Below are 26,421 nucleotides of genomic sequence, written 5' to 3' on the forward strand. Positions count from 1 at the left end.
GGAAAAGGACCATGAGCATTATCGAAGGCCTGATCGGCCCCATCGCCAAGCTGATCGACAAGATCATCCCCGACCCCGAAGCGCGCGACCGCGCCAAGCTTGAGTTGCTGAAGATGGAGGGCAGCCAGGAGATGGAAGCGATCCGCACGCGAATGACTGCGATCGTCGCCGAGGCGAACAGCGCCGACCCGTGGACCAGCCGCGCGCGGCCGAGCTTCCTCTATGTCATGTATGTGCTCTTGCTGTGGGCGATCCCGATGGGCCTGATCGCCGCCGCGCGTCCCGAAATGGCAAAGGGGATCGCCGACGGCATGAACGCCTATCTCGCAGGCATACCGGAGTCGCTCTATGCGCTCTTCGGCACGGGTTATCTGGGTTACACGGCCGCGCGGGCGTGGGGGAAAGCGAAGGGGGTCGAAGGTTAGGGCTGCCCACCAATTCCGTTAGTGTCGAGCGAAGTCGAGACACCCATCGGGGTGGCGCCGTACTGACGGGCATCTCGACTTCGCTCGATGCAAGCGGAAACGGGGAGTTACTTAACCGCTTCCACCACCCCCGCCAAATTCGCCAGCGAGCTATTCAACCCCTCGACATGATCCTTCGCCGAAATCCCCGGCGGCACATGATGCGCGTCGATCGTGACCAGCGTGCCGCCGCTCTGCCGCGACAGATACCAGTGCATCTCCATCGTCCCCGAAAAGCGCGGATCGTCGGACTCGAATTCGACCTGCCACACCACCAGCCGCCCGTCGTCGAGTGTCGGAATATAGACTTCCACAACGTCGCTATCGTCGTCGCTCTTGGTCTCGACATCGGCGTCGTCAAAGGTCAGCCGCATCAAAAAGCCGCCGCCTGCGCGCAGGTCGACGTGCTCGAACGTCCCTGTCGCCCCCTCGGGCGGCAACCATATCGCGAGCTTCGCCGCGCTCGTGAACGCCGAAAAGACATCGACCAGCGGCGCGGCGATCAGCCGTTCGGCATGATCGATGCGCCGCGTCTTCTTGGTCGGTTTCAAGCGAGCGCGGCTTTGACCGCCGCGACGGCGTCGTTCGCTGCGCCGCCGTCGGGTCCGCCGCCCTGCGCCATGTCGGGCCGCCCGCCGCCGCCTTGCCCGCCAAGCGCCGCAACCGCGGCCTTGACGAGGTCGACGGCGCTGAGGCTGCCCGTCTTGTCGTCGGTCACACCAACCGCGACCGAAGCGCGCCCGTCGTTGACCGCGACCAGCATCGCGACGCCACTGCCGACCTGCTTCTTCAGCCCGTCGACCGTGCCGCGCAGATCCTTGGGGTCGAGTCCATCGACGACCTGCGCAAGGAACGCCGTATCGCCGACCTGCTCGACCGCCGGACCAGCCGCCGCACCGCCACCGCCGCCCATAGCCAGGGCCTTCTTCGCGTCGGCCAGTTCGCGCTCGGCCTTCTTGAGCGCCTCGGCGAGCTGCGCAACACGCGCCGGCACATCGTCGGGCGAGGTCTTGAGCGCCGCCGCCGCCGCCTTGAGCGCCTCGTCGCGGCCGTTCAACCACTGGCGCGCGGCATCGCCGGTCAGCGCCTCGATGCGCCGCACGCCCGACGAAACCGCGGACTCGCTGATGATCTTGAACAAGGCGATGTCGCCAAGCGCCCGCACATGCGTGCCGCCGCACAGCTCGACCGAATAGCTATGATCGTCCGCCGCCCCCATGCTGAGCACGCGCACTTCGTCGCCATATTTCTCGCCGAACAGCGCCAGCGCGCCCGCCGCGACAGCATCGTCGGGGGTCATCAGCCGCGTCGTCACCGCCTCGTTGCCACGGATTTGCGCATTCACTTGCGATTCGACGTCGGCGATCTCTTCGGCGCTCAATGCCTTGGGATGCGAAAAATCGAAACGGAAGCGGTCTTCGGCAACCAGGCTGCCCTTCTGCGTCACATGCCCGCCCAGCCGATTGCGCAGCGCCGCATGCACAAGGTGCGTCGCGCTGTGATTGGCGCGGATGCGGTCGCGCCGCGCGGCATCAACCGACAACTGGACCGTATCGCCGACCTTCAGGCTGCCGGCCTCCAGCTTCGCCTGATGCGCATGCAGCCGTCCGAGCGGTTTGCCGGTGTCACTGACCGAAGCCTTGGCGCCTTCGAGCGTCGCGAGCGTGCCCGCGTCGCCCATCTGGCCGCCGCTCTCGCCATAAAAGGGCGTCTGGTTGGTCAGAACGACCAGTTCGTCGCCGGCCTTGGCTTCGTCGACGGGCACGCCATCCTTGACGAGCGCAATCACCTGGCCCTCGCCCGCGGTGGCGCCATAGCCGGTGAATTCGGTGCTGCCATTGGCTTCGGCGAGGTCGAACCAGATTTCCTCCGACGCCTTCTGCCCGCTGCCCTTCCACGCCGCGCGCGCCGCCGCCTTCTGCTGCGCCATCGCGGCATCGAACCCGGCGCGGTCGACCGCGATGTCCTGCGTGCGCAGCGCATCCTCGGTCAGATCGTAGGGAAAGCCGAAGGTGTCGTAGAGCTTGAACGCGACATCGCCGGGCAGCGTCGCGCCCGCGGACATCCCGACCGTCGCCTCGTCGAGCAGGCGCAGTCCCTTGTCGAGCGTCTGGCGGAACTTCGTTTCCTCGCGCTCCAATGTCTCGGCAATCAGCGGCTGTGCGCGGATCAGCTCGGGATAGGCGGCGCCCATCTCGGCGGTCAGCGACGGCAGCAGCCGGTACATCAGCGGATCCTTGGCGCCGAGCAGATGCGCATGGCGCATCGCGCGGCGCATGATCCGGCGCAGCACATAACCGCGGCCTTCGTTCGACGGCAGTACGCCGTCGGCGACAAGGAAGCTCGATGCGCGCAGGTGATCGGCGATCACGCGGTGGCTCGCCTGCGTCGCGCCTTCCGCCGGCACGCCGGTCAGGTCAACCGATGCGGCGATCAGCGCCTTGAACGTGTCGGTGTCGTAATTGTCGTGGACGCCCTGCAGGACCGCGGCGACGCGCTCCAACCCCATGCCGGTGTCGATGCTCGGCCGCGGCAGGTCGACGCGGTCGCCGGGACCGCGCTGGTCATACTGCATGAACACCAGGTTCCAGATTTCGACGAAGCGGTCGCCGTCTTCCTCGGGCGATCCCGGGGGGCCGCCCCAGATATGGTCGCCATGGTCATAGAAGATTTCGCTGCACGGCCCGCACGGACCCGTGTCGCCCATCGACCAGAAATTGTCGCTCGTCGCGATGCGGATGATCCGCTCTTCGGGCAGGCCCGCGATCTTCTTCCACAGGTCGAACGCCTCATCGTCGGTGTGATAGACGGTGACGGTCAGCCGCTCGGGCGCAAGGCCCCAGGTCTTGGTGACCAGCGACCAAGCGTGATGGATCGCCTGTTCCTTGAAATAGTCGCCGAAGGAGAAATTCCCCAGCATTTCAAAGAAGGTATGATGCCGCGCGGTGAAGCCGACATTGTCGAGGTCGTTATGCTTGCCGCCGGCGCGCACGCACTTCTGCGACGACGCCGCAGTGCTGTAGGGGCGCTTTTCCAGCCCGGTGAAGACATTCTTGAACGGCACCATGCCCGCGTTGACGAACATCAACGTCGGGTCGTTGTACGGCACCAGCGGCGCCGACGGTTCGATATGGTGGCCGGTCCCCGCGAAATAGTCGAGGAACGAGCGGCGAATGTCATTGGTCGATGTCATGCGCGCGAATTAGGGATTTTGCGGCGATGCGACAAGCCGGTTCGTGTCGATGACGATCATCGGGCCAATCGGTCAGAAGTTGGTCGCGATCCCCTTGCCCAGATAGCAGGGCAGTTCGCGCAGCACATCGGCCTTGGGGACCCCGTCTTCGATCAGGTTGGCGGGCACTTCGGAGGTGTCGGTCCGCACCACCGTCCAGCCCGCAACCGGCGTCGCGCGGTGGACGACGACATAACCGCAATCCATCGTCTTGTCCGCGCGATCGCCGCGGAAATCGAAGGCCGCGTAAAGCCCGGCGGGCTGGCCCGCGGGGTCGAGATACCAGCTGAGGCGCAAGATGCGGATCGTGCCGTCGGCCCACAGCCCGGCACGCTTGCGCTTGTTCATTTCCCATTCGAGCCGCGGGTTCGACGCCTGGAACGAAAGGCGCAGCATTGCATAGGCGCTCGCATAATCGCGCTTCGCCAGCGCCATCGTATAGGTGGCAAGCCGATCGATCGCGCCTTCCTCGTCGGCCGGGGTGGGCGCGAAGGTCACGCCTTCGGGCGCGGTGACCTCGCGCTCGACTTCAGGAGCGACCACCGGCGGCGCAGCAAATGCCGCTGGGATAGGGAGAAGCCAAGCGGCCGCCACGAGCAGGCGGTGGCGGCGCACCCGGCGATCAATAGCCATAATAGGCGCCGCCCTTTTCGCGCGCGCGCTGCCAGGCGGGGCGGACATGACACGCGTTCACAAAGCTCGCGAGCTTCGGATAGCGCGGCGCCATGCCCTGCATGATCGCGATTTCGGCGGGGAAGCTCAGCATGATGTCGGCCGCCGACAGGCTGTCGCCGATGAAATGCCCATTTTCGCCGACGCGGCTTTCCATATAGGCGAAATGCGAATCGAGCTGCTGCGAAATGCGCGGCTCGATCGGCGCGGCGGCTTCGCCAAGGCGGGCGGTATAGATGCGCAGCAGGATCGGCGTCATCGCCGACCCTTCGGCGAAATGCAGCCATTCGAGGTGGCTGATATGATCGTCGCTGCCGCGTTCGGGGACCAGATGCCCGCCGCCGTGCCGCTCGCACAAATATTCGGTGATCGCGCCCGATTCGGTAATCACGCGACCATTGTCCTCGATCACCGGCGACTTGCCGAGCGGGTGGACCGCGATCAGTTCGGGCGGCGCGAGGTTGGTCACCGGATCACGGTCGTAATATCGGATCTCGTACGGCGCACCGATCTCTTCGAGCAGCCACAGGATGCGCTGCGAGCGGCTGTTGTTCAGATGATGGACGATCAGGCTCATGGCGCTCTCCTCAAAGGGTCAATTCTTGTAAGTACCGTTGCGGTCGATCAGCGCCGCCAGTTCGCGCACCAGCTTGGCGCCAAGGATCGCGGTGACATCGCCGATATCGCGGCCGGGATGAAGTTCGACGATATCGGCGCCGACGATCGGCGCCGTCTGCTTGTGTAATACGGCAAGCATCTCGCGTACCGTCAGCCCGCCCGGCTCGGGATGCGCGACCCCGGGCGCCGCCGACGGGTCGAGCCCGTCGAGATCGATCGAGATATAGAGCGGTCCATCGAGCACCGGCACGGTATCCGCGGTAAAACCGGCCATCGGGATAATCTCGACCCCGAAGCGCGCCGCCTGTTCGCGGCAATGATTGTTGAGCGTGCGGATGCCGACCTGCACCAGCCGCTTGGCGTGGCCCGCCTCGCAGATGCGGGCAAAGGGCGAGGCGTGGCTGCGCGGGTTGCCCGCGAAATCGTCGTAGAGGTCGGGGTGCGCGTCGAAGTGGAGGATCGTTACCGGCCCGAAGCAGGTTGCCGCGGCTTCGACGAGCGGGAAGGTCACCGCATGATCGCCGCCGAGTGCGAGCGGAACTTCTCCATCTTCGCGCACAATGGCCAGATAGCGGCGGATCGCCGCGTCGTCGCTCGGCGTATCTTCGGTCAGCGGGAGGTCGCCGTCGTCGGTGAGCGCGATGTCGGTGCCGATTTCGGGGCCGAGCTCGCTCGCCATATTGCCGCGGTCGCTCCACAGCGCAGCGCGGATCGCCGCGGGGCCAGCGGCGGCGCCGCGTTCGAAGCTGCTGTTGATGTCGGTGGGAAGACCGAAGAGGCGGATCGCGGGCATGGCGCGTTGTACCCGCTTGCGGTCGTCAGGCAAGGATCAACGGCAGGCGGGCCGACCTGTGGGGAGAGTATACAGGTCCAAGGGGCATTGGGGCCCGCCGCCGTTTCCCCGGCCGGTCCGCCGAAGCGAACCGGCCGGATGGCTATCAATTGTCGTCGTCGCCCTCGTCGTCGGGGCCGGCCATCATTTCTTCGGCGACCGCCTCGGTGCGGCCGCGGATCGCGGTTTCGAGCCGGTCCATCAGTTCGGGATTGTCCTTGAGGAAGGTTTTCGAATTTTCGCGGCCCTGCCCGATGCGGATCGAATCATAGCTGAACCACGCGCCCGATTTCTCGACGATGCCGGCCTTGACGCCCAGATCGAGAATCTCGCCGATCTTCGAAATGCCCTGTCCGTACATGATGTCGAATTCGACCTGCTTGAACGGCGGCGCGACCTTGTTCTTCACGACCTTCACGCGCGTGGTATTGCCGACGATCTCGTCGCCATTCTTGATCTGGCCGGTGCGGCGGATGTCGAGACGGACCGACGCGTAGAATTTGAGCGCGTTGCCGCCGGTCGTGGTTTCGGGGTTGCCGTACATCACGCCGATTTTCATGCGCAGCTGGTTGATGAAGATCACCATGCAGCGCGAGCGGCTGATCGAGCCGGTGAGCTTGCGCAGCGACTGCGACATCAAACGTGCCTGAAGCCCGACGTGGCTGTCGCCCATTTCGCCTTCGATTTCGGCGCGCGGAACGAGCGCGGCGACCGAATCGACGACGAGCACGTCGATCGCGTTCGAGCGCACGAGCGTGTCGACGATTTCGAGCGCCTGTTCACCCGTGTCGGGCTGCGACACGATGAGTTCGTCGATGTTGACGCCAAGCTTGCGGGCATAGACGGGGTCGAGCGCATGTTCGGCATCGACAAAGGCGACGGTGCCGCCGCCCTTCTGCGCCTCGGCGAGCGTGTGCAGCGCGAGCGTCGTCTTCCCCGAGCTTTCGGGGCCGTAGATTTCGATGACGCGGCCGCGCGGCAGGCCGCCGACGCCGAGCGCGATATCGAGGCCGAGCGAGCCGGTCGAGATCGACTCGACCTGCATCGTTTCCTTCGAGCCCAATTTCATTACCGAGCCCTTGCCGAACGCGCGATCGATCTGCGCGAGCGCGGCGTCGAGCGCCTTCTGCCTGTCCGTGTTGTTCACTGATTTCCCCGATTCGACGAGTGACAATTGTCCGGCCATTTGCCGTCCTTTCCAGCTCTAGAGCGACAGCAGAAGCATCGCAACGCCGGAACTATGTGCCACATTTGTTCTCATGGAACAAGTAGGGAACAAATTATTTTCGTCGTCGCCGCGAAGGCAGGGGCCGCAATCGACTTTACGCAAGGTTGCCAGCGGCCCCCGCCTTCGCGGGGGCGACGGTCAATCAGAACCAAACTCGTCCAGTGCCGCCTCGATATCGCTGATCCGGAACGGCTTGGTGATCAGCTTGCGATGCGCGTGCGCGGCCGGAATGACGTCGCCGCCCCCCGAGGTGAAGGCAAAGGGAATGCCGCGTTCGGCGAGCGCGTCGGCGACCGGCCAGCCTTTTTCCTCGCCGAGGTTGATGTCGACGAGCGCCCCGGCGAGCGGCTCGGCGGCGATGAGCGCCAGCGCCTCTTCGTTGCTCGTCGCCTGCGCGGGTTCGGGAAGGTCGAGCGCGTCGAACATGTCGGCGAGCATCATGCCGATCAGCACATCGTCCTCGACGAGCAGGATGCGGTTATTACTGGCCATTGGACACCCGATGCGCAGCCTCGTCGAGCGCCGCCGACGTCGCCTCGGCGAGTTGTGCGACTGAAAAAGGTTTCGGCAGGAAGGCGACATCGTCGATGTCGATCGACTGGCGGAGCTGCTCCTCGGCATAGCCCGACATGAACAAGACCGGCAGGTCGGGCCGCTTGGCACGCATCGCGCGCACCATCGCCGGACCGTCCATCGTCGGCATCACAACGTCGCTGATGATCAAATCGACCTTCTCCATTTGCGCAAAACGCTCAAGCCCCTCCTCGCCCTGCGAGGCGGTGACGACGCTATAACCCGCGCGGGTCAATGCGCGTTCCGCAACCGCACGCACCATATCCTCATCCTCGACGAGCAGGATCGTTCCGGTGCCCCACTGGCTCTTCTTGGGCTTGGCAGGCGGCGGCACGACGACGGGGGCATCGCCCTCGGCACGGTGGACGGGCAGATAGATAAAGAAGCTCGTCCCCTGCCCCGGCTTGCTTTCGGCGAAGATATAGCCTGCCGATTGCTTGATGATCCCATAGACGGTCGAGAGCCCGAGCCCGGTCCCCTTGCCGACATCCTTCGTCGTAAAGAAAGGCTCGAAAATCTTGGGCAGCACATCGGCGGGAATGCCGGTGCCGGTGTCGCTGACTTTCAACGCGCAATAATCAGCGGGCGGCATGAATTCATTGCCCATCTGCCGGACGTCGGCGGCCGACACCGGATAGGTTTCCATGGTCAGCGTCCCGCCGCCCGGCATCGCGTCGCGCGCATTGACCGCAAGGTTGATGATGACCTGTTCGAGCTGCCCCGGATCGGCGCGCACCGCGCCAAGGCCGCGGCCGTGATGCACTGCCAGTTGGACCGTCTCACCGATCAGGCGTTTCAAGAGATGCGACACTTCGGAAATCACATCGGGCAGTTGCAAGATCTGCGGGCGCAACGTCTGCTGCCGCGAGAAGGCGAGCAATTGCCGCGTCAGGCTGGCGGCGCGATTGGCGTTGCTGCGGATCTGCTGGATGTCGTCATAGTCGCTGTCGCCCGGCGTATGGCGCATCAGCATCAGATCGCACGCGCCGAGAACGGCGGTCAGGATATTGTTGAAATCATGCGCGACGCCGCCGGCGAGCTGCCCGACCGCTTGCATCTTCGACGCCTGCGCCACCTGCTGCTTCAGGCGCGATTCCTCGCTCGAATCCTTCAGACTCAGCAGCACCGCGGCCTCGCCCAGTCCGCGCACACCCACGATCCGCATCGACACCGGATCGCCGCTTTGCCCCGCGAGCCGGATCGAGAGGTCACCGCCGACTTGCTGGCCGCTGCTGTGGCGACGGATCATATCGGCGAGCGCGCCCTTGTCCTCACCGACGACGATGTCGCCCGGATAACGCGGCATCTTGCCTTCGGGAAGATTAGCTGCCCGAACGAATGCCCGGTTCACATAGAGGAAGCGCCCGTCGCGATCGACCATGGCGAGACCAAAGGGAAGCAATGAGAGCAGGGTTTCGACGTAGGTCTGCGCGGTGCCACGGTCGGTGGGGCCCATTTCCTCATCGAGCATCGCGAGCAGCATCGGCGTGTTGCTGTCGGCGGGCGCGAGCGGAATCTGGATCAGGCGTACCGGCGTCGCGCGATCGCCCTCGCGCGCGAAATAGAGCGCGCCGGCGTCGTCGAGCCGGATCATCGGCGCAACATCGCGGCCGGCATAATGGACCGCATCATCCTCGCCCAGCGCGCGGAGGAGGAATGCCTTGTTCGCGACGCGCAGCCGCCCCTCGGCGCTGACGAGCGCGGCCATCACCCCCGCATGGCCGAGCGTGCGGCCTGCGGGACCGTCGAGATGGCGAAGGATTTCCGAAACGAGGTCGAGCCGCTCGATCGCCGAGAAGCGCCAGACGAGATAATCCTCCGACTGCCCCGTGCGCGTCACCTGCGCGCGCAGTTGCAGCGGGCCGACCGCGATATCGTCGACGGACCCTTCGCCGTCGCGCCAGGCGATGCGGCCGGCATTTTTCAGCAGTTCGGCGCCGCGCCCTTCGAGCGGCAGGCCGGGCGGCGTGACGAAGCCGCCCATCCAGGTGCCGAACAGATCGTTCGCGCAGACCATCCGGCCGCCGCGATCGGTAACCGCAATCGCGACATCGTCGTGATTCACCGCCTGACGCAGCATCGTCCAGTCGGGCGCGACCGCCTCGCCCGTCACCGCCGCCGGGAACAGCCGGCGCGCGAGGAGCGCCCCGCCCGCGGCGACCGCAAGCCCGGCGAGGAAACCGACCGCCAATATCGCATCGCGCGTCGCCCAGAACAGCAATGCGGCGGACAGCAAAGCCAGCCCGCCGAGCACTGCCTTGTCGACCGGCGACAGGCCCGCGGGGGCCGATAAAGGCCCGGCGGGCCCCGCCCCCCTGATGACATCACCATCAGCGGAGGACAGGCTTTGCGCGGTCAACGGTTATCTTTCTATTGGTGCATCACCAGATGCGGACGCGGTCTTTCGGCTCGAGATAGAGCTTCTGACCCTGCTTGATCTGATAGGCCTTATACCACGGGTCAAGATTGCGCGAGACCCAAGTCCGCTGGATCGAGGGCGAATGCGGATCGGTCGTGATGCGCTGCGACAGATTCTGCTCGCGATAGTTGCGCCGCCACACCTGCGCCCAGCCGAGGAAGAAGCGCTGGTCGCCGGTCAGCCCGTCGATCACGGGCGCTTCCTTGCCGCCAAGCGACTTCTTGTACGCGTCATAGGCGATCGTCAGGCCGGCGAGATCGCCGATATTCTCGCCGAGCGTAAAGGTGCCGTCGAGCTTTTCGCCGGGAAGCACTTCATACGCGTCATATTGCGCGATCAGCGCCTTGCCCGCCGCCTCGAACGCCGCGACGTCGGCGGGGGTCCACCAGTCGGCGAGTTTGCCGGTCTCGTCATATTTCGCGCCCTGGTCGTCGAAGTGATGGCTGATCTCGTGCCCGATCACCGCACCGATGCCGCCATAGTTGACCGCGGCGTCGGCGTGCGGATCGAAGAAGGGCGGCTGCAGGATCGCGGCAGGGAAGACGATCTCGTTCATCCCGAAATTGGCGTAGGCGTTGACCTCCATCGGGGTCATCCCCCATTCCCAGCGACGGATCGGACCGCCGAGGCGGCTGACATTGTCGTCGTGCGCGAACTGGTTGGCGCGCAGCTGGTTGCCGAACAGATCGTCGCCGCGGATTTCGAGCTTGCTGTAATCCTTCCAGCGGTCGGGGTAGCCGATTTTGGTCGTGAAATTGGCGAGCTTCTTCTTCGCCTTCACCTTCGTCCCGGGCTGCATCCACGTCAGCTTGCCGATGCGCGTGTCGAGCGCGGCAAGCACATTCTTGACGAGGACATCCATCGCCGCCTTGGTTTCGGGCGGGAAATATTTCGCGACATAATCCTGGCCGACGGCCTCACCCATATTGTTGGTGGTGAAGTCGACCGCGCGCTTCCAGCGCTCCTGCATCTGCGGCGTGCCCGATAGTGCGGTGCCATAGAAGGAGAAGGCTTCCTGCGCGACCGCGTCGGGCAGCACGCCCGCGAAGCCGTCGAGGCTGCGCACGAGCAGCGCGTCGCGGATCACGCCGATCGGCGCGTCGGCGAGCAGCTTGGCCTCGCCGGTGAAGGCGCTCGGCTGCGACACGAGGATCGAATCCTCATTGACGCCGATGCCGCGGATGAACGCCTGCCAGTCGAAGCCTGGCGCGGCCTTCGCAAGCTCGGCGATCGTCATCTTGTTATAGACTTTGGTCGCGTCGCTGCTGTCGTTCTTGTCCCAGTGGACGGTCGCGATTTGCTTTTCGAAATCATAGATCGCCTTGGCGCGCGCCGGCGCATCCTTTTCGCCCGCGAGCGTCAGGACATTTTCGAGGTGCTTCAGATAGGCGGCCTGCAGCTTGGTATTGCGTTCGCCGTCCTTCAGATAGAAATCGCGGTCGGGCATGCCGATGCCGCCCTGGAACATCGTGTAGATATAGACGTCAGGGTTCTTGTCGTCCTGTCCGACATAGCCGCCGAAGAAATGCTGGATGCCGCTGCGGTCGGCCTCGGACAGCAGCTTCGCGAGGCCCGCCTTGTCGACGGCGCGGACCTTGGTCAGCCACGGCTGGATCGGCGCGAGGCCCTTCGCCTCGACGGCGGGCGCATCGAGATAGGATGAGTAAGCGCGGCCGATCATGCTGTTCGGATCGCCCTTTGCGACGTCGAGGATTTCGCGCGTGCGCTTCTGCGACAGATCGGCGAGCGCGGTGAACATGCCATAGTTCGACTTGTCGGCCGGGATCTGTGCGTTCTTCGCCCAGGTGCCGTTGGCATAGGCATAGAAGTCGTCGCCCGGTTGGACGGTCTTGTCCATGCCGGTGAGGTCGAAACCGAAATCGCCGATCTCGGGCTTTGCCGTCGTTTCGGTGGCGGGCGCAGTGGCGGCCTTTTCCTTGGCGGTCGCCGGAACGGCGGCGAGCATCAATGCGCCAAGCGCGGCGGTCGCCATCAGGCGCGAAGAAATATGCAGAGTCATGATATTCCCCAGTTTTCGATATGAAGCGAAAATCCGCGCCGCGCTGGCACGGCGCAGATTAGCGATGCGACAGCTATACGCTTGCTATTTGGGGGTTCAACCGGCCGCGGTGTCGCTGGTCGATGCCTCATGTCGTTGGTCGCGCGCCCGCGCCAGTTTGCGCCGCCAGCGAAGGCGAATCCAATTGTCCCAGAAGATCGACGCCAAGACATAGCCTATGATCGCCGACACCAGCGAAATGACGAACAGTCCGGCGAGCATCGCGGGCGCAGCGTCCGAAAAGACCCAGCGCGCCCATTCGCCCGCCGACGCGCCATGCTCGATCATCGCCGAAAAGGTCGCGCTGTTGGCATGGAGCCCGAACAGCCAGTCGCCGAGCCACACCGACGCGAGGATGATGAACGGCGTCGTCACGGGATTCGACAGGAAGGTCATCGCCGCGCCGATCGGGATATTGGCACGAACGGGCAGCGCGAGCAGCGCGACACCGAGGATCTGGACGCCGGGAATCAGGAAGAAGATGCCGACGAACAGCCCGAGCGCGGTGCCGCGCGGGACCGAGGTGCGGGTGAAGCGCCACAAATGGCTGTGCGCGACCCTATGGGCAAATGGCTTGACGAAACGGCTCGCGAGCAATTCCTCGCGCGTCGGCGAGTTGCGGCGTATCCAGTTCATCACTGCCGCCTTGTCGCGAGGGCTGCCGCTCATCCGCGGTCCTTCATCAACCGCTGCTTGTCGCGCTTCCAGTCGCGTTCCTTGATCGACTCGCGCTTGTCGTGCGCCTTCTTGCCCTTCGCGATCGCCAGTTCGACCTTGGCGCGGCCGCGGCTGTTGAAATAGATGGACAGCGGGACAAGCGTCATCCCCTGCCGCGCGACAGCGGCGTGCATCTTGTTGATCTCGCGGCCGCTGAGCAACAGCTTGCGCGGCCGCTTGGGTTCATGATTGTGCCGGTTGCCGTGGCTGAATTCGGGGATATTGCTGTTCACCAGCCATACCTCGTGCCCCTTTACCTCGGCGTAACTCTCCGCAATCGTCCCTTCGCCAAAGCGCAGCGATTTGACCTCGGTTCCTTGCAACGCAATCCCCGCCTCGAACACCTCGTCGATGGCAAAGTCGAACCGCGCGCGCCGGTTCTCGGCGACGACTTTCTTCTTGTCGAATTCGGCGGCGGACTGGGGACGAGCCATTTCGGGACCTAGATTACTCCGGCCGCAGACAGCGCGGCATCGACGGCGGCGCGCGATGCATCGTTCGCCGGGATGATAGGTAGGCGCACTTCGGGCGAAAACCAGTCGTGGATGCGCGACAGCGCATATTTAACCGGACCCGGCGAGGTGTCGGAGAACATCGCCTTGTGCAGATCGAACAATCGGTCGTGCAGCACCAGCGCGCGCGCCCAGTCGCCCGCGGCGGCGGCGGCGGCGAAATCGGCACACAGACGCGGCGCGACGTTGGCCGTGACCGAGATGCAGCCCGCGCCACCTAGCACGGCGTGCGGCAGCCAGAGATCGTCGTTGCCCGAAAGCTGGCAGAAGTCCTTGCCCGCCCCTGCCCGTTGCACCGTGACGCGCGCCAGATCGCCGCTCGCATCCTTGATTGCGACGACGCTCGGGATTTCGGCGAGCTTGCACATCGTCTCGGCGCTGATGTCGGCGACGGTGCGGCTGGGGACGTTATAGACGACGATCGGCAGGTCGCTCGCGTCGGCGAGCGCCTGAAAATGCGCGATCATGCCGGCCTGGCTCGGCCGGTTGTAGTAAGGCGCGACGATCAGCGCCGCGGTCGCGCCGGCCGCCTGCGCATGGCGCATATGCCGGATGGCGGTCGCGGTGTCGTTCGACCCGCAGCCGGCGATCACGGGAACGCGTCCCGCCGCCGCCTCGATGCAGCTGTCGATCACCTGATAATGTTCGTCGTAGCCGAGCGTCGGGCTTTCGCCGGTCGTACCGCACGGAACCAGCGCGCTGGTCCCTTCTTTGATCTGCCAATCGACAAGGCGTGCGAAGGCCGGAGCGTCGAACGCCCCATCGCGAAATGGCGTCACCAAAGCGGGAATCGAACCCGAAAACATGCTCCGCTCCTTTACAATACCCCGCTGTGACCGATAGAATCCGGCCAGCGCGCCGCTATTGGACGTCTATTCAGCGCCCCGCAAGGAGTTTGGCATTACCATGGCAGCTATGACCTCGCTGACCCGTATCTCCCGCCTCGCGCTCGCCGCGGCCCTCCTCATTCCGACCACCGCCCATGCCAGCGAACTCACTCCCGAACAAATGGCCTGGTATCGCGCGCAGATGGGCTTGGCGGCGACGTCGGGTCCGCCGCCGTCGACCAGTTCGGTCGGCGATGCGGTGATGGAATGGCGGCGGCTGACGGCGAACACCGGCGCCTCGTTCGACCAGCTTTCGCGCTTCCTGATGGCGAACAAGGGCTGGCCCGATAACGACAAGATGCGCACGCGTGCCGAAAAAGCCATCTCGCTCGACAGCTACGACCCCCAGCGCACCCTCGCCTATTTCAATGCCTACCCGCCGCAGACCGCGAGTGGGCAGCTCCGCTACGCGCTCGCGCTCAACGCGTCGGGGCGCCGCGAGGACGCCGCCGCGGCGGTTCGCCGCGCGTGGACGAGCGGGCCGCTCGACGATTATGAAACGAGCCGCGCGCTCGCCATGTTCCCCGGCGCGATTACGCCCGCCGACCATGACGCGCGCATGGACCGGCTGCTCTGGCTCGGCGCCACCGCTGCCGCGAGCCGTCAGCTCGCCTATACCTCGTCCGACAAGCGCAACGTGTTCGCGGCGCGGCTTGCGATGCGCAACGCCTCGGTCGACGCGGCCTTTCAGGCATCCGCCGCCGAAAGCGCCAATCCGGCGCTGACCCGCACCGATGCGGGCTATATCACCGACAAGGCGACCTGGCTGCGCAAGGCGGGACGCGTCGGCGAAGCGCGCGCGCTGCTCGCCGCACCGCGCTCGCTGGCGAAGGCGCCGACCGATCCCGAGGAATGGCTCGAAACGCTGCTCACCAACGCGCGGCAGGCGAGCGATGGCGGCGACAAGACGACCGCCTATAATATCGCGCGCCAGCTCGACGACGCCTTCCCACCCGGAACGGTGATCCGCGAGACGTCGCTTGGCGTGCGCGACGATTATACCTCGCTCGCCTGGCTCGCCGGGCAGCTTGCCTATCGCGATCTGCGCCGCCCGGCCGAGGCGGTGCGCCTCTACCGCGCCTATGGCGAAGCCGCACGCTCGGCACAGACGCGCACGAAAGGCTTTTACTGGGCGGGCCGCGCGGCGCTGGCGGCGGGCGACCGCTCGACGGCGAATGCGCATTTTGCCGATGCCGCGCAGCATTATGACCAATTCTATGGCCAGTTGTCGCTTGAGCGGCTGAACCGCCCGCAGCCCAAGCCGACCCCCGATCCGACCATTCAGGTCAGCAACGACGAGCGCCGCGAGTTCGAGGACGACCGGCTGGTGCGCGCCGCGCGCGCGCTCGGCGAAATCGGCGCGTGGCGCGAACAGTCACAGTTTCTGCGCGCGCTGGCGCAACAGGCGACCTCGCCCGCCGACCATGTCCTCGCGGGCAAGCTCGCATCGCAAATCGGGCGCCCCGACCTTGGCGTCATGATCGGCCGCAGCGCGCAGGCGAACAGCCTCGATGCGGTCGAGGTGTCGGGCTTCCCGACCGTCCGCGTTCCCGCCGGGCATGAAAGCAACTGGACCTTCATCCACGCGATCACGCGGCAGGAAAGCCAGTTCGACCGGCAGGCGATCAGCCACGCCGGCGCGCGCGGGATGATGCAGTTGATGCCGGGCACCGCGCGAGAAGTCGCGGGCAAGCTTGGCATGAGCTACGACGCCGGGTCGCTGACCACCGACACCAATTACAATATGATGCTGGGATCGACCTATTTTCAGCAGATGCTCCGCTATTTCGGCGGCAGCTATCCGCTGGCGGTCGCGGCGTACAACGCCGGTCCCGGCAATGTGAACAAATGGCTGCGCGCCAATGGCGACCCGCGCGGCGGCGGGATCGAGATGGTCGACTGGATCGAGGCGATCCCGATCTTCGAAACGCGCAACTATGTTCAGCGCGTGTTGGAAAATGCCGTCGTCTACGACACGCTGCGCGATGGCAGCGGGTCGCGGCAGCAGGCGCCGCTGAGTTTCTACCTCGGCAAACGCACGCCCGGCTAAATCCGCATGGCGGGGGAGAAGACGAACATCATTTCGCCAGCGGGTTATGCCGCGCTGCGCTCCGAATATGACCTGCTGCTCGGCGACGAGCGGCCGAAGCTGGTCGAGGTGATCAGCTGGGCGGCGGGCAACGGCGACCGCAGCGAAAATGGCGACTATATCTATGGCCGCAAGCGGCTGCGCGAGATCGACCGGCGCCTCTCCTTCCTCGCGCGGCGGATGAAAGCGGCACGCGTCGTCGACCCCGCCGAGCAGCCCGACAAGAGCCGCATCTGGTTCGGCGCCACCGTCGAACTCGCCGACGACGATGACGCGCGGCGCATCGTCACGTTGGTCGGCGACGACGAGGCCGAGGCCGGCGAAGGCCGGATCGGCTGGAACAGCCCCCTCGCCCGCGCGCTGCGCGGCGCCGCGATCGGCGATTTGCGCACGGTGCAACTGCCCGCCGGCCCCAAGGAATGGGAAGTGATAACGGTCAGCTATCCCGCGGCCTGATTTCCGTCTCGCTTCCTGCCTGCACCAAAACTTCGTTCGATGGGGAACGACCCGTTCCACCGGAAGCAGCCGTCCCAAGGTGATATAGTTGAATGAAAATAATCTCGCTTCGACGCTTCACAGCGGGCATGAGGAGAGGCTGGATGAAGTGGGGAATGGGCAATGAACAGGGTGCTTTTGGTGATGCTTTCCGCTGCAATGACCAATTCGGCTGTCGCGCAATCCCCCGCAACTACCGAGAAGCCGCGCGGCGCTGCCACGCTTGATTGGAATGCAAAGCCCCGTGCGTTCAGCACCAGCGACTACGAACAGCTATTGTCCTGCACACTTTCACGGCACCCGAAAGAGACACGGGGATATGCCGAGTATCATTTGCATTGGCGCGACATTCAAACCCCGGAACAGAATGAGCGCGACCCCAATAGCGAACTGTTGACGCCCGCGTTGGACGGCTGCTTGCAAATGGCAGACGGTGAACCATTTCCTTTCTCGCTCGATCGGTTGATCGCCGATTGGGGACAAGCTCACAGCATGATTGTCGTGGACGCTGCTTCGCTTGCAAGCTGCGCCGCGCGCAACAACAACCTGGCAGCGACCGGTTACGTGGCGGTCGCGAAAGATCCGACCATGAAGGCGAAATCGCTCAACATGATGCAAAGCGCGCTTACAATGCCGCCTTGCAGCCCTGTTAAGCCCTTTTCCGTAAAGCAGAACGAATTGCTTTCGTTGCTCACCAAAGAATTAGCTGCGGCGAAAGAACGCGATAATTGAAAACGCTAAGGTAAGCTCGCTCACCACCCCCAAGTCGCCAGCGCTCCGGGTGACGCTCCGCGCGCCGGCACCGGCAGCGGCTCGACGCCGGCTATCCGAGGAGGAACTCGCCAGCGCGACCAAGGCGAAATAACGACGAAAGAGAAGTGTCAGGGCTGCAACAGCACCGGGATGATCCAGATCGCGGACATTACGATAATCACCGCGACCAGCGAAAAAGCCAGCACATAGCGGACATTATGCCCTTTGACCCCGCTGCTCGCTTCGGTCTCGGTCACTTCGACATGGTCATCGACGACTTTCATGATGCGCTTCCCTTCCAACTGGTCCGCCTAGAACGCGGCCCAGGCCTTGGGCGTTCCGCCCGGGTATTGGGGAGAGAGGTGCCAGAGGGTCTATAAGCCGGGTTCTGTCCATCCCCTTGCGGGGATTGTGCGATCATTCCTCTAGGCGAACGGTTACCCGAACGTTCAAGCAGTCAACCCGGACGGCTGGGCCGGAATCAGCCCTGAGTTGCCTCGTACCGTCCCTATTCGACCTTGCTCCCGGTGGGGTTTGCCGTGCCGCGCCTGTTACCAGCCGCGCGGTGCGCTCTTACCGCACCCTTTCACCTTTCGCCGGGCCGAAGCCTTTGGCGGTCTGCTCTCTGTGGCACTTTCCCTGAACCTGGCCGAAGCCCGATCCGCCGGACGTTATCCGGCACCGTGATTTCCGTGGAGCCCGGACTTTCCTCCCCTTTCTTGCGAAAGCGGCGATCGCCCGACCCTCTGGCGAGAGCGAGTATAGCCCTCATCGGGCGCTTTGACGAGGAATCAATTGCCTTCGGGCTGGGGAAGCAGCAGCGCGAGCAGGATCGCGCGGCATTCGCCGTCGATCGTGCCGTCGATGAGTTCGGGGCGAAAGCGCCGCTGGAACGCGACGGTCGCCGCGAACCCGTCGGTCACATCGTAACCGAAACGTTCGAGCGCGAGCAGGAAGCCCGCGTCGGTCCACAAGGGATCGGTAAGCTTCTTGGTCGGGCGCGGAAGCGCGAGGCGGCGGCGCGCAAGCTCTTCCCACGGAAACAGCTCGCCCGGATCCTGCTTGCGCGTCGGCGCGATGTCCGAATGGCCGATGACATTTCCGCGGGTGACCGAATGCCGGTCCTTGATCTGGTGGACGAGGCGGACGACCGAGGCGACCTGCGGATCGGGGAACGGCACATAGCCCCATTCATGCCCCGGATTGACGATCTCGATCCCGACGCTCGCCGAATTGATGTCGCTGATGCCGCGCCAGTGCGACTTGCCCGCGTGCCAGGCGCGCTTGTCCTCGGGCACCATCTGGGTGATCTGCCCGTCCTCGCTGACGACATAGTGCGCTGAAACCCCGGCTTCGGGATTGGCAAGCCAATCAATGGCTTCGGCACCGCTCTTCATACCGGTATAATGCAGCACGATCATCGAGATGGGCAGCGCGCGCTCGTCGAAATTGGGAGACCAGCGTTCGATAAAATCGCTCATGCGCTCGGGGGACCCGTCCTGTGCTTGCCAAGCCGTCGATTGCGCCAGTGGCGCGCAAAAAGCAAGGCAGAGCCTGTCCTAGGCCGCGGCGGCGCGGCGCCCCTGCTGATCGGCGGGCTCGTAAAGGCCGCGCAGGCGCGGGCTCGCGACGAACTGATCGGTCTGGCCGAGCACCGTTTCCCCCGCACCGAGCACGAGGAAGCTTTGCGGCGCCGCCATCGCGCGGAGCCGCGCAAAGGCTTTCTGCCGCATCGGTGCTGAGAAATAGAGCAGCAGGTTGCGGCAGAAGATCAGGTCGGCGGGGCTCGCCAGCGGCGGCCGGTCGGTGAGCATATTCTGCACCGAAAAATCGACGCGGCGGCGCAGGTCCGCCTTGGCAAGCCATCCGCCCTCGGTCTGGTCGAACCAGCGCACCATGCGCTGCACCGGCAGACCGCGCTGGATCTCGAACTGGCTGTAGAGGCCGACGCGCGCGCGCGAAATCGCATGATAGCTGACGTCAGTGCCGACGATATCGACCTGCCAACCCGCCCATTTTTCGCCTTGCTCGGCGATCAGCATTGCCAGCGAATAGGCTTCCTGGCCGGTCGATACGCCGCAATGCCAGACGGTCAGCCGGCGGCGCAATTTGTTGATTTCGCGAATCTTCTCAAGCGCGGTCGCAGCTATTTCGTCGAACACACTATATTCACGGTAGAAATATGTTTCGTTGTTCAGCATCGCATCGACGGTATCGTCGAGCAGTTGCCGGCTGTTCGAGGTCACCAGCGCCGCGACGAGCGCATCAAGATCCGCGATACCGTGGCGCTGCATCACGGGCTTCAGCGACATTTCGATCCGCCAGATGCGGTTCGGCGACAGCGTCTGCCCCGTCCGCGATTCGAGCACGCCCATCAGGACGCGGTACGCCGATTCGCTGGCGCTTCCGTCCATCATGGCTTGCGGCGCCCCTGCCCGCGCCCTTGCAGGAAACTACCGAGCATCAGCGCGATCGCGTCGGGGTTCAGCGTCGCCGCCGCGATGCCCGCCTTGGCGACCGCGCCCGGCATGCCCCAGATCACGCAGCTTTCAGGCGCCTGCGCGAAAATCGTGCCGCCAGCGTCCTTCAGCCGCGCCGCACCGATCACCCCATCGCGGCCCATGCCGCTGAGGATGACGGCAACCCCGCCCTTGCCATAAATCTCGGCGACCGAATCGAGCATCGGGTCGGCCGAGGGGCAGCAGCCATTGTCGACGACACGGTGATCGAGCGCGATTTCGGCGCGGCGCCCATTGGCGACGACGAGCAGATGCGCATCCCCCGGCGCGAGATAGATGCAGCCGCGCTCGACGGCCATTCCGGCTTCGGCAACGCGGACGCGGCGCGTCGTCATCGTCGCGATCTGTTTCGCGTAAAATTCCATGAAGGCGTCGGGCAGATGCTGGGTGAGCAGAATCGGCGCGCTGATCCTGGGATCGAGGTGCGCGAGGAAATTGGCGAAGGCGGGGATGCCGCCGGTCGATGCCGCGACCGCGATGCATTCGATCGGCTGATCGGTATCGATCGCGAAGGCGGCGGGCGGCGGAGCCGGGCGCTCGGCAACGGGGACCGTTGCAGGGAAATCGCGCTGATGGCCGAGCGTCATGATCCGCTCGGTCAGCACTTCGGCGAAACGCCCCGAAAAGCTGCCGCGTCCGGGTTTGGCGAGCGTGTCGCTGGCGCCGAGCGCGAGCGCGTCGATCGCGGCGGGGCCGCCCTCGACGCAGTTCGACGACAGGATGAGAACGCGGGCCTTTTCGGCGCGCTCCAATATGTGCGGCAGAGCGTCGATGCCGTTCATTCCGGGCATTTCGACATCGAGCACGACAACATCGACGGGCTCGCGCGCCAGATATTCGAGCGCGTCATGCGCCGAGGCGACCGACGCGCAGATCTTGAGCCCCGGCCGCTGATCGACGATCCGCTCGAGGATGCTGCGAACGACGAGGCTGTCGTCGACGAGCATCACGCGCACGGTGCGGGCGGTTGGCTCGGGATCTTGTATCAGGGGTTGTGGACGGGCCACGTAAAAAACCTCAAGCGATGCCGACGAGTTGCAGCTTTCCTTCGAGCGTTTCGCGGTCGAACGGCTTCATGACATATTCGTCCGCGCCGGCTTCGATCGCGGCGCGGATATGGTCGATGCTGTTTTCGGTCGTGCAGAAAACGACGCGCGGGCGTTCTTCGCGCCCATAGTCGAGATCGTTGAACGCGCCGAGGAACTCCATTCCGCTCATCACCGGCATATTCCAGTCGAGCAGGATGACGTCGGGACGATTGGCGCGGCAGAAGGTCAGCGCCTCCTGCCCGTCGGCCGCCTCTTCGACGGCGAACGACATGCTTTCAAGGATATGGCGCGCGACCTTGCGAATGACTTTGCTGTCATCGACCACCAGACAAGATTTCGACATTCAGTTAACTCCGACCCCCGGGATTTGGGCATGTTTACGGTGAAGGCGTGTGCAGCCAGTTAATAGACGGCCGAATTCATGCGGCTTTTAAGGCCGGCAGCGTGATAAAGTTCGACGGATCGACGACGAGCAGCGAGCTGCCCTGATGTTCGATCATCGCATCGGCGACGCGCGCCCAGCCGGGGAGCAGCTTTCCGGCGATGCGCGTTTCGGCGGCGTCGATGAAACAGACATCCTCGATCTCGTCGGCGAGCAGCGCATAACCATGCTCGGCTACGTCGACGACGATCACGCGCTGGCCCGGCGCCACCGGCACCGCGGGCAGGCCGATGACGACATGCGGGTCGATGAGGGTGAAGACACGGCTGCGGAGCGCGAAGAGCCCCGCGACATGCGGCGGCGCGGCGGGCACTTCGACGGGCGTGCCGACGGTGACGACCGAATTGATCGCGCGGCTGCGCAAGGCGACGCGCGTGTCGGCGATGCGCGCGATCAGATAGAGTTTGTCCATCATGCGCTCTCTCCCCCGACCTGGCGGCGCAGCGCGTCGAGCAGCGCCTGGCGATCATAACGATAGACGGTTTCGTCTTCGGGGCCCGCGGCCGCGATCGAGGTGCGCAGGCGGATCACCGGCACATCGCCGTCGACATGCCCGCAAGGCTCGCCTTCTTCGGTGAGGCAGAGCAGGACATCGGGCGCTTCATCCGACGCATCGCCCACCATGACGACGCGGTAGCCGGCATTGCGCAGGATCGGAGCAAGGAAATTGCCGCCCCAGCCGTCATGATCGTCGGCAAGGCGGCAGAGCGGCCGGCGCAGCGCGGGCGCGGGCGCGCCGGCGGCATATTGTTCCATCAGCCAGAAGGGATCGATGAGTTCGACAGGATCGCCGCCGACGAGCACGACGCCCGCGATCAGGCCGGGCGCCGCCGACGGCTGCACGGCGTCGGGCAGGCGGACGATGTCGATCACCTCGGCGATCGGATAGCAGAGCACCGAGCGGCCATCGTAGAGGCGAAGGAGCTTCAGCGTTCCCTCGCCGCCAGGCAGCGCCGCGGCATGGACGGGGAAAATATCGTCGCCAATCTGCGCCTGCACCCTGCCCGCGCTTTCGAAAAGCGCCTTTGCCGGAACCTCCTCGACGCGTTCGATGACCGACAGGCGGACGCCGCGGACACGGCTGTTCATATCGCGGAACAGCAGCAACTGCACGGCGTTGCGCGCCGCCGCAGCTTCGGCCTCGGCCTCGGCCATCCGGTCGTGGCTGCGGCCCGTTTCGCTGGCGTCGATCGCCGCCGTGGCCAGCAGACCCTGGACGTCGAGCAACAGGACGGGGCGGCCGTTGTCGGGCAGCGTCGTGCCGGCATAGAGCCCCGTCGCCATGATCATCGGCGCCGCGGGCTTGATCACCAGTTCCTCATGGTCGTGGATCGCCGCGACGCTGAGCGCATAGCTTTGCCCCTGCCCCGGACGCACGATGACGAGCGCGCGGTCGTCGCTGTCGTCGGCCTCGTCGCGCTCGCGGCCCAATATATTTTCAAGGCGAAGCAGCGGAAATTGTTCGCCGCGCACCGTCGCGAGTTCGCCGCCGCCGAGCTGATCGATGCGCACCGTATCGCCATTTTCGAGCAGGATTTCGCGCACCGCGCCGCGCGGTATCGCGAAATATTGTCCCGCCGCGCGGACCATCAGGCCCGAAATGATCGTCAGCGTCATCGGCACGCGGAGCAGGATCGCGAGTCCCCGCCCCTCTTCGTTGCGCAGTTCGACGATGCCGCCGATCTTTTCGACATTCGCCTTGACGATATCCATGCCGACGCCGCGGCCGGAGACCGAGGTGATCTTCGCCGCGGTCGAAAAGCCGGGACGGAAGATCAGGTCGAGCTTGTCCTTCGGCGCCAGCGCGCGCGCCTCGGTCGCGGTCAGGAGGCGCGAGGCGATCGCCTTCGCGGTCAGGGCGTCGGGCGACAGGCCGCGGCCGTCGTCGCGCACTTCGATTTCGATCTGGTTGCCCGACTGGCGCGCCGAGACCGAGATTGTCGCGGTGATGTCCTTGCCCGCAGCGACCCGGTCCTCAAGCGGCTCGATGCCATGATCGATCGCGTTGCGGACGATGTGGATCAGCGGGTCGCGGATATTCTCCATCATCTCACGGTCGAGCTCAACCTCGCCGCCGCTCGTCTGGAAAGCGATCTTCTTGCCCATGTCCTTGGCGAGATCGCGGACGATGCGCGGCAGCGGGGCGAAGAGCTTGTCGATCCGCTGCATGCGCATCTGGCTAACCGACTGGCGCATTCCGGCGATCGAGTCGGAAAGACGATCGAACGACGCGATGACCGACAGGTCGGCGCCCGATTCGCGCAGCATCCGCGCAAATTCATTGCGCGCCAGCACGATGTCGGTGACCCCGGTCATCACGCTGTCGAGCAACGGCAAGGGCACGCGGATCGAGCGCCAGCTTTGCAGTTCGGCGCTGAAATCATCGTCGCGGCGGAGCGGAACACCCGCAACCTCGAACGGCGCATCTTCGGGAATGTCACCTGCGAGCGCGCCGATGACATCGCGGTCATCGCCGGCCGGCTCGACGCCATTCTGGCTCAGCGCCGTGCAAAGGTCGCCCAGCCGGTCGAGGATGCCAAGCACGCCGGTGACGAGCGTGGCGTTCGCCGGGCGGTTGCCGCGCCGTACCTGATCGAGCGCATCCTCGGCGGCATGCGACAAGGCGGTGACGCGCGGCAAGGCCAGAAAGCCCGAGCTGCCCTTGATCGTGTGAACAAGCCGAAAAATGGCGTCGAGCTGCGCGCGGTCGGCGGGGTCCGCCTCCCACGCGACAATGGCCCCGCCGGCTTCGGCAAGGATTTCCGCCGTTTCGGCCAGAAAGTCGTTCAGCAGATCGTCCATCGCGATACCGGTGCGCCCCAAAAACTGAGGTTCGACCATGCCCGACAATGGTTAAGGAGGGTTTTACTGGTGCGTTCGGCGGAAGGAAAAATCGCAACCATCCGTTCTCATCTCGTCATTCCCGCGCAGGCGGGAATCCCGCTGCGACCGAAGTAGCGGGACACCCGCCTTCGCGGGGGTGACGAAAGGTGGAATTAGCGACCGCGGAGAACGGCGCCGACCAGCAGCGACGTCGGCGTTTCGCGCGCCAGCATCACCGTGCCGTCATTCTGCCGCGCCACCGCCTGCACCAGCACCGCGGGCGCGGTGCGCGAGGTCATCGGGCTTGCATCCTCGCCTTCGGCAAGGATGCGTTCGACGTCGGCATCGAGGAAGATGCGCTCGGCCTCGACATGCAGCGCGATCTCGATGCCCTCCCCCTGCTTTTCGCAGCCGACATCGAGCCGGCCGCCGCGCACCAGCGCATCGACAAGGAGAAGCGAGAGGTTGAGGATGATCTTCACCGCCGGCTTGGGCAGCGGATCGGTCCCGATCATCCAGTTGAGGTCGATCGCGCGGTCGCCGATGATGCCCTGAATCGCCGATTTGGCCTCATCGGCGGGGACAAGCTCGCCGAACCCGCCCGCCGAACCGAAGGCGAGACGAAAGAATTTGAGCTTGTTTGCCGAGGTTCGCGCGCTTTGTTCGAGCAGTTCAAAGCAACGCTCGCGCATCGCCGGGTCTTTCTCGTCGGCGAGCAGTTCGAGGCCGTTGGCGAAGGCACCGACGGGGCTCAGCAGGTCGTGACACAGGCGCGAGGCCAGCATCGAGGCGAAATCGACGCGATCGTCGGACATGGATGAAAAGGCTCCCCAGCGCAGTGTTCCGGACATTTCCGGCGTGGGCTGCTCCTAGGACAGCCATGACCCTAAGGGCAAGCGCGATGCGCCGAAGCGCCCCGCCCTTTTTCGTCGTCACCCCGGACTTGATCCGGGTCCATGCCGCCGCCGCCGAATGGATGCCGGATCAAGTCCGGCATGACGAAGGGTGTGTGTGAACGAGCCTGTCCCCTTGAATTTCAGCGCCCGAAAACCACATTCCGATCAATGCAGGGGGATGACGACATTTTGACCGTGGCGCTGGACGACAGCGCGGCCGGGCTGCGGCTCGACCGGGCGCTCGCCGAAGCGCTGCCGAGCCTGTCGCGCGAACGATTGAAGAGCCTGATCAAGGGCGGCCGCGTCGTCGGCGCCGACGGCAAAATCCTTTGGGACCCCTCGGCAAAGGCGGCGGCGCCCGCAACGATCGAGGTTCGCCTGCCCGCCGCCACGCCCGCGCATAATGTCGCGCAGGACATGGGATTGGTCATCGCTTATGAGGACGAGCATCTGATCGTCGTCGACAAGCCCGCCGGCATGGTCGTCCATCCCGCCGCGGGCAATCTCGACGGCACGATGGTCAACGCGCTGCTCCACCATTGTGCGGGGCAATTGTCGGGGATCGGCGGCGTCGCGCGGCCCGGGATCGTCCACCGCATCGACAAGGACACGAGCGGGCTGATCGTCGCCGCAAAGCACGACAAGGCGCATGAAGGTCTCGCCAAGCAGTTCGCCGCGCACAGCATCGACCGCCGCTATCTCGCGATCGCGACCGGGCGGCCGATGCCGGCGAACGGCACGATCGACGCGGCGCTCGGCCGGTCGACCACGAACCGCAAAAAGATGGCGGTGGTCGCCGAAGGACGCGGCAAGCATGCGATCACGCATTACCGCACGATCGAGCCCTTGAAGAATGCGACTCTGGTCGAGTGCCGGCTGGAAACCGGACGCACCCACCAGGTGCGCGTCCACATGGCGCATATCGGTCATCCGCTGGTCGGCGATCCGGTCTATGGACGCGTCAGAAAGCCTTTGTCGGAGGTGCTGAAAGCACGGAATTTCGTGCGGCAGGCATTGCACGCGGCCCATTTGGGCTTTATTCATCCGGTGACCGGTAACAACATCGCGCTCGACAGCGAACTCCCAGCCGACATGCGGGAACTGATCGATGAATTGCGCGTTTAGGTTTCGAATGAAAATCT

The 26,421-nt window shown here is 64.9% G+C and carries 25 protein-coding genes and 1 other RNA gene; 5 read left to right on the forward strand and 21 right to left on the reverse strand.

Annotated elements, in window-relative coordinates; all coding sequences use genetic code 11:
- Positions 1–11: 11 nt before the first annotated feature.
- Positions 12–425 (forward strand): holin family protein, encoded by a 414-nt coding sequence (locus tag ACTJI5_RS19645; protein ID WP_310256365.1) that lies wholly within the window; start codon positions 12–14, stop codon positions 423–425.
- A gap of 107 nt (positions 426–532) precedes the next feature.
- Here the strand turns inward: ACTJI5_RS19645 and ACTJI5_RS19650 are convergent, their stop codons facing one another.
- The 12 genes from ACTJI5_RS19650 to dapA form a co-directional block, all read right to left on the reverse strand.
- The gene (locus ACTJI5_RS19650) at positions 533–1,015 is read right to left on the reverse strand and encodes an SRPBCC domain-containing protein (protein WP_310256368.1); all 483 of its coding nucleotides are present in this window, start codon (positions 1,013–1,015) and stop codon (positions 533–535) included.
- On the reverse strand, positions 1,012–3,657 hold the full coding sequence (alaS, locus tag ACTJI5_RS19655) for an alanine--tRNA ligase (protein ID WP_440861495.1): 2,646 nt from the start codon (positions 3,655–3,657) through the stop codon (positions 1,012–1,014). Before alaS ends, ACTJI5_RS19650 begins: the two co-directional genes overlap by 4 nt.
- Positions 3,658–3,729: 72 nt before the next feature.
- Complete coding sequence (locus tag ACTJI5_RS19660; RefSeq protein ID WP_440861496.1) at positions 3,730–4,329, reverse strand: hypothetical protein; 600 nt, start codon at positions 4,327–4,329, stop codon at positions 3,730–3,732.
- A complete protein-coding gene (locus ACTJI5_RS19665; RefSeq protein WP_440861497.1) occupies positions 4,319–4,945 on the reverse strand; it encodes a glutathione S-transferase family protein in 627 nt (208 codons plus the stop codon). Before ACTJI5_RS19665 ends, ACTJI5_RS19660 begins: the two co-directional genes overlap by 11 nt.
- Positions 4,946–4,963: 18 nt before the next feature.
- Positions 4,964–5,812, reverse strand: coding sequence for an agmatinase (gene speB / locus ACTJI5_RS19670; RefSeq protein WP_440861498.1), 849 nt, complete (start codon positions 5,810–5,812; stop codon positions 4,964–4,966).
- Positions 5,813–5,924: 112 nt separating this feature from the next.
- Positions 5,925–7,004 (reverse strand): recombinase RecA, encoded by a 1,080-nt coding sequence (recA, locus tag ACTJI5_RS19675; RefSeq protein ID WP_058536098.1) that lies wholly within the window; start codon positions 7,002–7,004, stop codon positions 5,925–5,927.
- Between the two features lie 180 nt (positions 7,005–7,184).
- Positions 7,185–7,538, reverse strand: coding sequence for a response regulator (locus tag ACTJI5_RS19680; RefSeq protein WP_058536097.1), 354 nt, complete (start codon positions 7,536–7,538; stop codon positions 7,185–7,187).
- Positions 7,528–9,894 carry a response regulator gene (locus ACTJI5_RS19685; protein WP_440861564.1) on the reverse strand — a complete coding sequence of 789 codons (2,367 nt, stop codon included), beginning with the start codon at positions 9,892–9,894 and terminating at the stop codon, positions 7,528–7,530. Before ACTJI5_RS19685 ends, ACTJI5_RS19680 begins: the two co-directional genes overlap by 11 nt.
- Before the next feature lie 106 nt (positions 9,895–10,000).
- Positions 10,001–12,058, reverse strand: coding sequence for a M13 family metallopeptidase (locus ACTJI5_RS19690; protein WP_440861499.1), 2,058 nt, complete (start codon positions 12,056–12,058; stop codon positions 10,001–10,003).
- A gap of 96 nt (positions 12,059–12,154) precedes the next feature.
- On the reverse strand, positions 12,155–12,766 hold the full coding sequence (locus tag ACTJI5_RS19695) for a DUF2062 domain-containing protein (protein WP_156419572.1): 612 nt from the start codon (positions 12,764–12,766) through the stop codon (positions 12,155–12,157).
- On the reverse strand, positions 12,763–13,248 hold the full coding sequence (gene smpB / locus ACTJI5_RS19700) for an SsrA-binding protein SmpB (protein WP_058536096.1): 486 nt from the start codon (positions 13,246–13,248) through the stop codon (positions 12,763–12,765). The genes ACTJI5_RS19695 and smpB overlap by 4 nt, the downstream gene beginning before the upstream one ends.
- An 8-nt stretch (positions 13,249–13,256) precedes the next feature.
- A complete protein-coding gene (gene dapA, locus ACTJI5_RS19705) occupies positions 13,257–14,132 on the reverse strand; it encodes a 4-hydroxy-tetrahydrodipicolinate synthase (protein ID WP_440861500.1) in 876 nt (291 codons plus the stop codon).
- A 100-nt stretch (positions 14,133–14,232) separates the two neighbouring features.
- Here dapA and ACTJI5_RS19710 point away from each other — a divergent pair, with 100 nt between their 5' ends.
- From ACTJI5_RS19710 to ACTJI5_RS19720, 3 genes are all read left to right on the forward strand, one after another.
- Positions 14,233–16,263 (forward strand): transglycosylase SLT domain-containing protein, encoded by a 2,031-nt coding sequence (locus ACTJI5_RS19710; protein ID WP_440861501.1) that lies wholly within the window; start codon positions 14,233–14,235, stop codon positions 16,261–16,263.
- A 6-nt stretch (positions 16,264–16,269) separates the two neighbouring features.
- Complete coding sequence (gene greB / locus ACTJI5_RS19715; protein ID WP_058536093.1) at positions 16,270–16,758, forward strand: transcription elongation factor GreB; 489 nt, start codon at positions 16,270–16,272, stop codon at positions 16,756–16,758.
- A 162-nt stretch (positions 16,759–16,920) separates the two neighbouring features.
- Entirely contained in the window at positions 16,921–17,529 is a 609-nt protein-coding gene (locus ACTJI5_RS19720; protein ID WP_440861502.1) for a hypothetical protein, read from the forward strand.
- Between the two features lie 149 nt (positions 17,530–17,678).
- On the opposite strand, the gene ACTJI5_RS19725 is transcribed toward ACTJI5_RS19720, so the two are convergent.
- The 9 genes from ACTJI5_RS19725 to ACTJI5_RS19765 all read right to left on the reverse strand — a co-directional run bounded on the left by ACTJI5_RS19725 (position 17,679) and on the right by ACTJI5_RS19765 (position 25,198).
- A complete protein-coding gene (locus ACTJI5_RS19725; RefSeq protein ID WP_156419570.1) occupies positions 17,679–17,834 on the reverse strand; it encodes a hypothetical protein in 156 nt (51 codons plus the stop codon).
- A gap of 77 nt (positions 17,835–17,911) precedes the next feature.
- An RNA gene (gene rnpB / locus ACTJI5_RS19730) (RNase P RNA component class A) lies at positions 17,912–18,300 on the reverse strand.
- 41 nt (positions 18,301–18,341) lie between these two features.
- Entirely contained in the window at positions 18,342–19,031 is a 690-nt protein-coding gene (locus tag ACTJI5_RS19735) for an N-acetylmuramoyl-L-alanine amidase (RefSeq protein WP_058536091.1), read from the reverse strand.
- 78 nt (positions 19,032–19,109) lie between these two features.
- Positions 19,110–19,967, reverse strand: a complete 858-nt coding sequence (locus tag ACTJI5_RS19740) for a CheR family methyltransferase (protein ID WP_310256396.1) — start codon at positions 19,965–19,967, stop codon at positions 19,110–19,112.
- Positions 19,964–21,076 carry a chemotaxis-specific protein-glutamate methyltransferase CheB gene (cheB, locus tag ACTJI5_RS19745; protein ID WP_440861503.1) on the reverse strand — a complete coding sequence of 371 codons (1,113 nt, stop codon included), beginning with the start codon at positions 21,074–21,076 and terminating at the stop codon, positions 19,964–19,966. The genes ACTJI5_RS19740 and cheB overlap by 4 nt, the downstream gene beginning before the upstream one ends.
- 10 nt (positions 21,077–21,086) lie before the next feature.
- Entirely contained in the window at positions 21,087–21,461 is a 375-nt protein-coding gene (locus ACTJI5_RS19750; protein WP_039575078.1) for a response regulator, read from the reverse strand.
- Between the two features lie 76 nt (positions 21,462–21,537).
- Positions 21,538–21,975, reverse strand: coding sequence for a chemotaxis protein CheW (locus tag ACTJI5_RS19755; RefSeq protein ID WP_058536088.1), 438 nt, complete (start codon positions 21,973–21,975; stop codon positions 21,538–21,540).
- Positions 21,972–24,401 carry a chemotaxis protein CheA gene (locus tag ACTJI5_RS19760; protein WP_440861504.1) on the reverse strand — a complete coding sequence of 810 codons (2,430 nt, stop codon included), beginning with the start codon at positions 24,399–24,401 and terminating at the stop codon, positions 21,972–21,974. The genes ACTJI5_RS19755 and ACTJI5_RS19760 overlap by 4 nt, the downstream gene beginning before the upstream one ends.
- Before the next feature lie 155 nt (positions 24,402–24,556).
- On the reverse strand, positions 24,557–25,198 hold the full coding sequence (locus ACTJI5_RS19765) for a histidine phosphotransferase family protein (RefSeq protein WP_324072093.1): 642 nt from the start codon (positions 25,196–25,198) through the stop codon (positions 24,557–24,559).
- A 249-nt stretch (positions 25,199–25,447) separates the two neighbouring features.
- On the opposite strand from ACTJI5_RS19765, the gene ACTJI5_RS19770 reads away from it, so the two are divergent.
- On the forward strand, positions 25,448–26,404 hold the full coding sequence (locus ACTJI5_RS19770) for an RluA family pseudouridine synthase (protein WP_058536086.1): 957 nt from the start codon (positions 25,448–25,450) through the stop codon (positions 26,402–26,404).
- Positions 26,405–26,421: the final 17 nt, after the last annotated feature.

This window comes from Sphingopyxis sp. 22461, assembly GCF_052044915.1.
Lineage (GTDB): Bacteria > Pseudomonadota > Alphaproteobacteria > Sphingomonadales > Sphingomonadaceae > Sphingopyxis.

Bases quoted from the DNA above. Each gene is read 5' to 3' on its own strand.
- ACTJI5_RS19735 (WP_058536091.1), bottom strand. From the start codon at position 19,031: ATGAGCGATTTTATCGAACGCTGGTCTCCCAATTTCGACGAGCGCGCG.
- ACTJI5_RS19740 (WP_310256396.1), bottom strand. From the start codon at position 19,967: ATGATGGACGGAAGCGCCAGCGAATCGGCGTACCGCGTCCTGATGGGC.
- ACTJI5_RS19755 (WP_058536088.1), bottom strand. From the start codon at position 21,975: ATGATGGACAAACTCTATCTGATCGCGCGCATCGCCGACACGCGCGTC.
- ACTJI5_RS19665 (WP_440861497.1), bottom strand. From the start codon at position 4,945: ATGAGCCTGATCGTCCATCATCTGAACAACAGCCGCTCGCAGCGCATC.
- dapA (WP_440861500.1), bottom strand. From the start codon at position 14,132: ATGTTTTCGGGTTCGATTCCCGCTTTGGTGACGCCATTTCGCGATGGG.
- ACTJI5_RS19765 (WP_324072093.1), bottom strand. From the start codon at position 25,198: ATGTCCGACGATCGCGTCGATTTCGCCTCGATGCTGGCCTCGCGCCTG.
- ACTJI5_RS19695 (WP_156419572.1), bottom strand. From the start codon at position 12,766: ATGAGCGGCAGCCCTCGCGACAAGGCGGCAGTGATGAACTGGATACGC.
- ACTJI5_RS19720 (WP_440861502.1), top strand. From the start codon at position 16,921: ATGAACAGGGTGCTTTTGGTGATGCTTTCCGCTGCAATGACCAATTCG.
- ACTJI5_RS19760 (WP_440861504.1), bottom strand. From the start codon at position 24,401: ATGGTCGAACCTCAGTTTTTGGGGCGCACCGGTATCGCGATGGACGAT.
- ACTJI5_RS19770 (WP_058536086.1), top strand. From the start codon at position 25,448: ATGCAGGGGGATGACGACATTTTGACCGTGGCGCTGGACGACAGCGCG.
- ACTJI5_RS19680 (WP_058536097.1), bottom strand. From the start codon at position 7,538: ATGGCCAGTAATAACCGCATCCTGCTCGTCGAGGACGATGTGCTGATC.
- ACTJI5_RS19710 (WP_440861501.1), top strand. From the start codon at position 14,233: ATGGCAGCTATGACCTCGCTGACCCGTATCTCCCGCCTCGCGCTCGCC.
- ACTJI5_RS19750 (WP_039575078.1), bottom strand. From the start codon at position 21,461: ATGTCGAAATCTTGTCTGGTGGTCGATGACAGCAAAGTCATTCGCAAG.
- ACTJI5_RS19725 (WP_156419570.1), bottom strand. From the start codon at position 17,834: ATGAAAGTCGTCGATGACCATGTCGAAGTGACCGAGACCGAAGCGAGC.
- ACTJI5_RS19660 (WP_440861496.1), bottom strand. From the start codon at position 4,329: ATGGCTATTGATCGCCGGGTGCGCCGCCACCGCCTGCTCGTGGCGGCC.
- ACTJI5_RS19690 (WP_440861499.1), bottom strand. From the start codon at position 12,058: ATGACTCTGCATATTTCTTCGCGCCTGATGGCGACCGCCGCGCTTGGC.
- recA (WP_058536098.1), bottom strand. From the start codon at position 7,004: ATGGCCGGACAATTGTCACTCGTCGAATCGGGGAAATCAGTGAACAAC.
- alaS (WP_440861495.1), bottom strand. From the start codon at position 3,657: ATGACATCGACCAATGACATTCGCCGCTCGTTCCTCGACTATTTCGCG.
- ACTJI5_RS19645 (WP_310256365.1), top strand. From the start codon at position 12: ATGAGCATTATCGAAGGCCTGATCGGCCCCATCGCCAAGCTGATCGAC.
- greB (WP_058536093.1), top strand. From the start codon at position 16,270: ATGGCGGGGGAGAAGACGAACATCATTTCGCCAGCGGGTTATGCCGCG.
- smpB (WP_058536096.1), bottom strand. From the start codon at position 13,248: ATGGCTCGTCCCCAGTCCGCCGCCGAATTCGACAAGAAGAAAGTCGTC.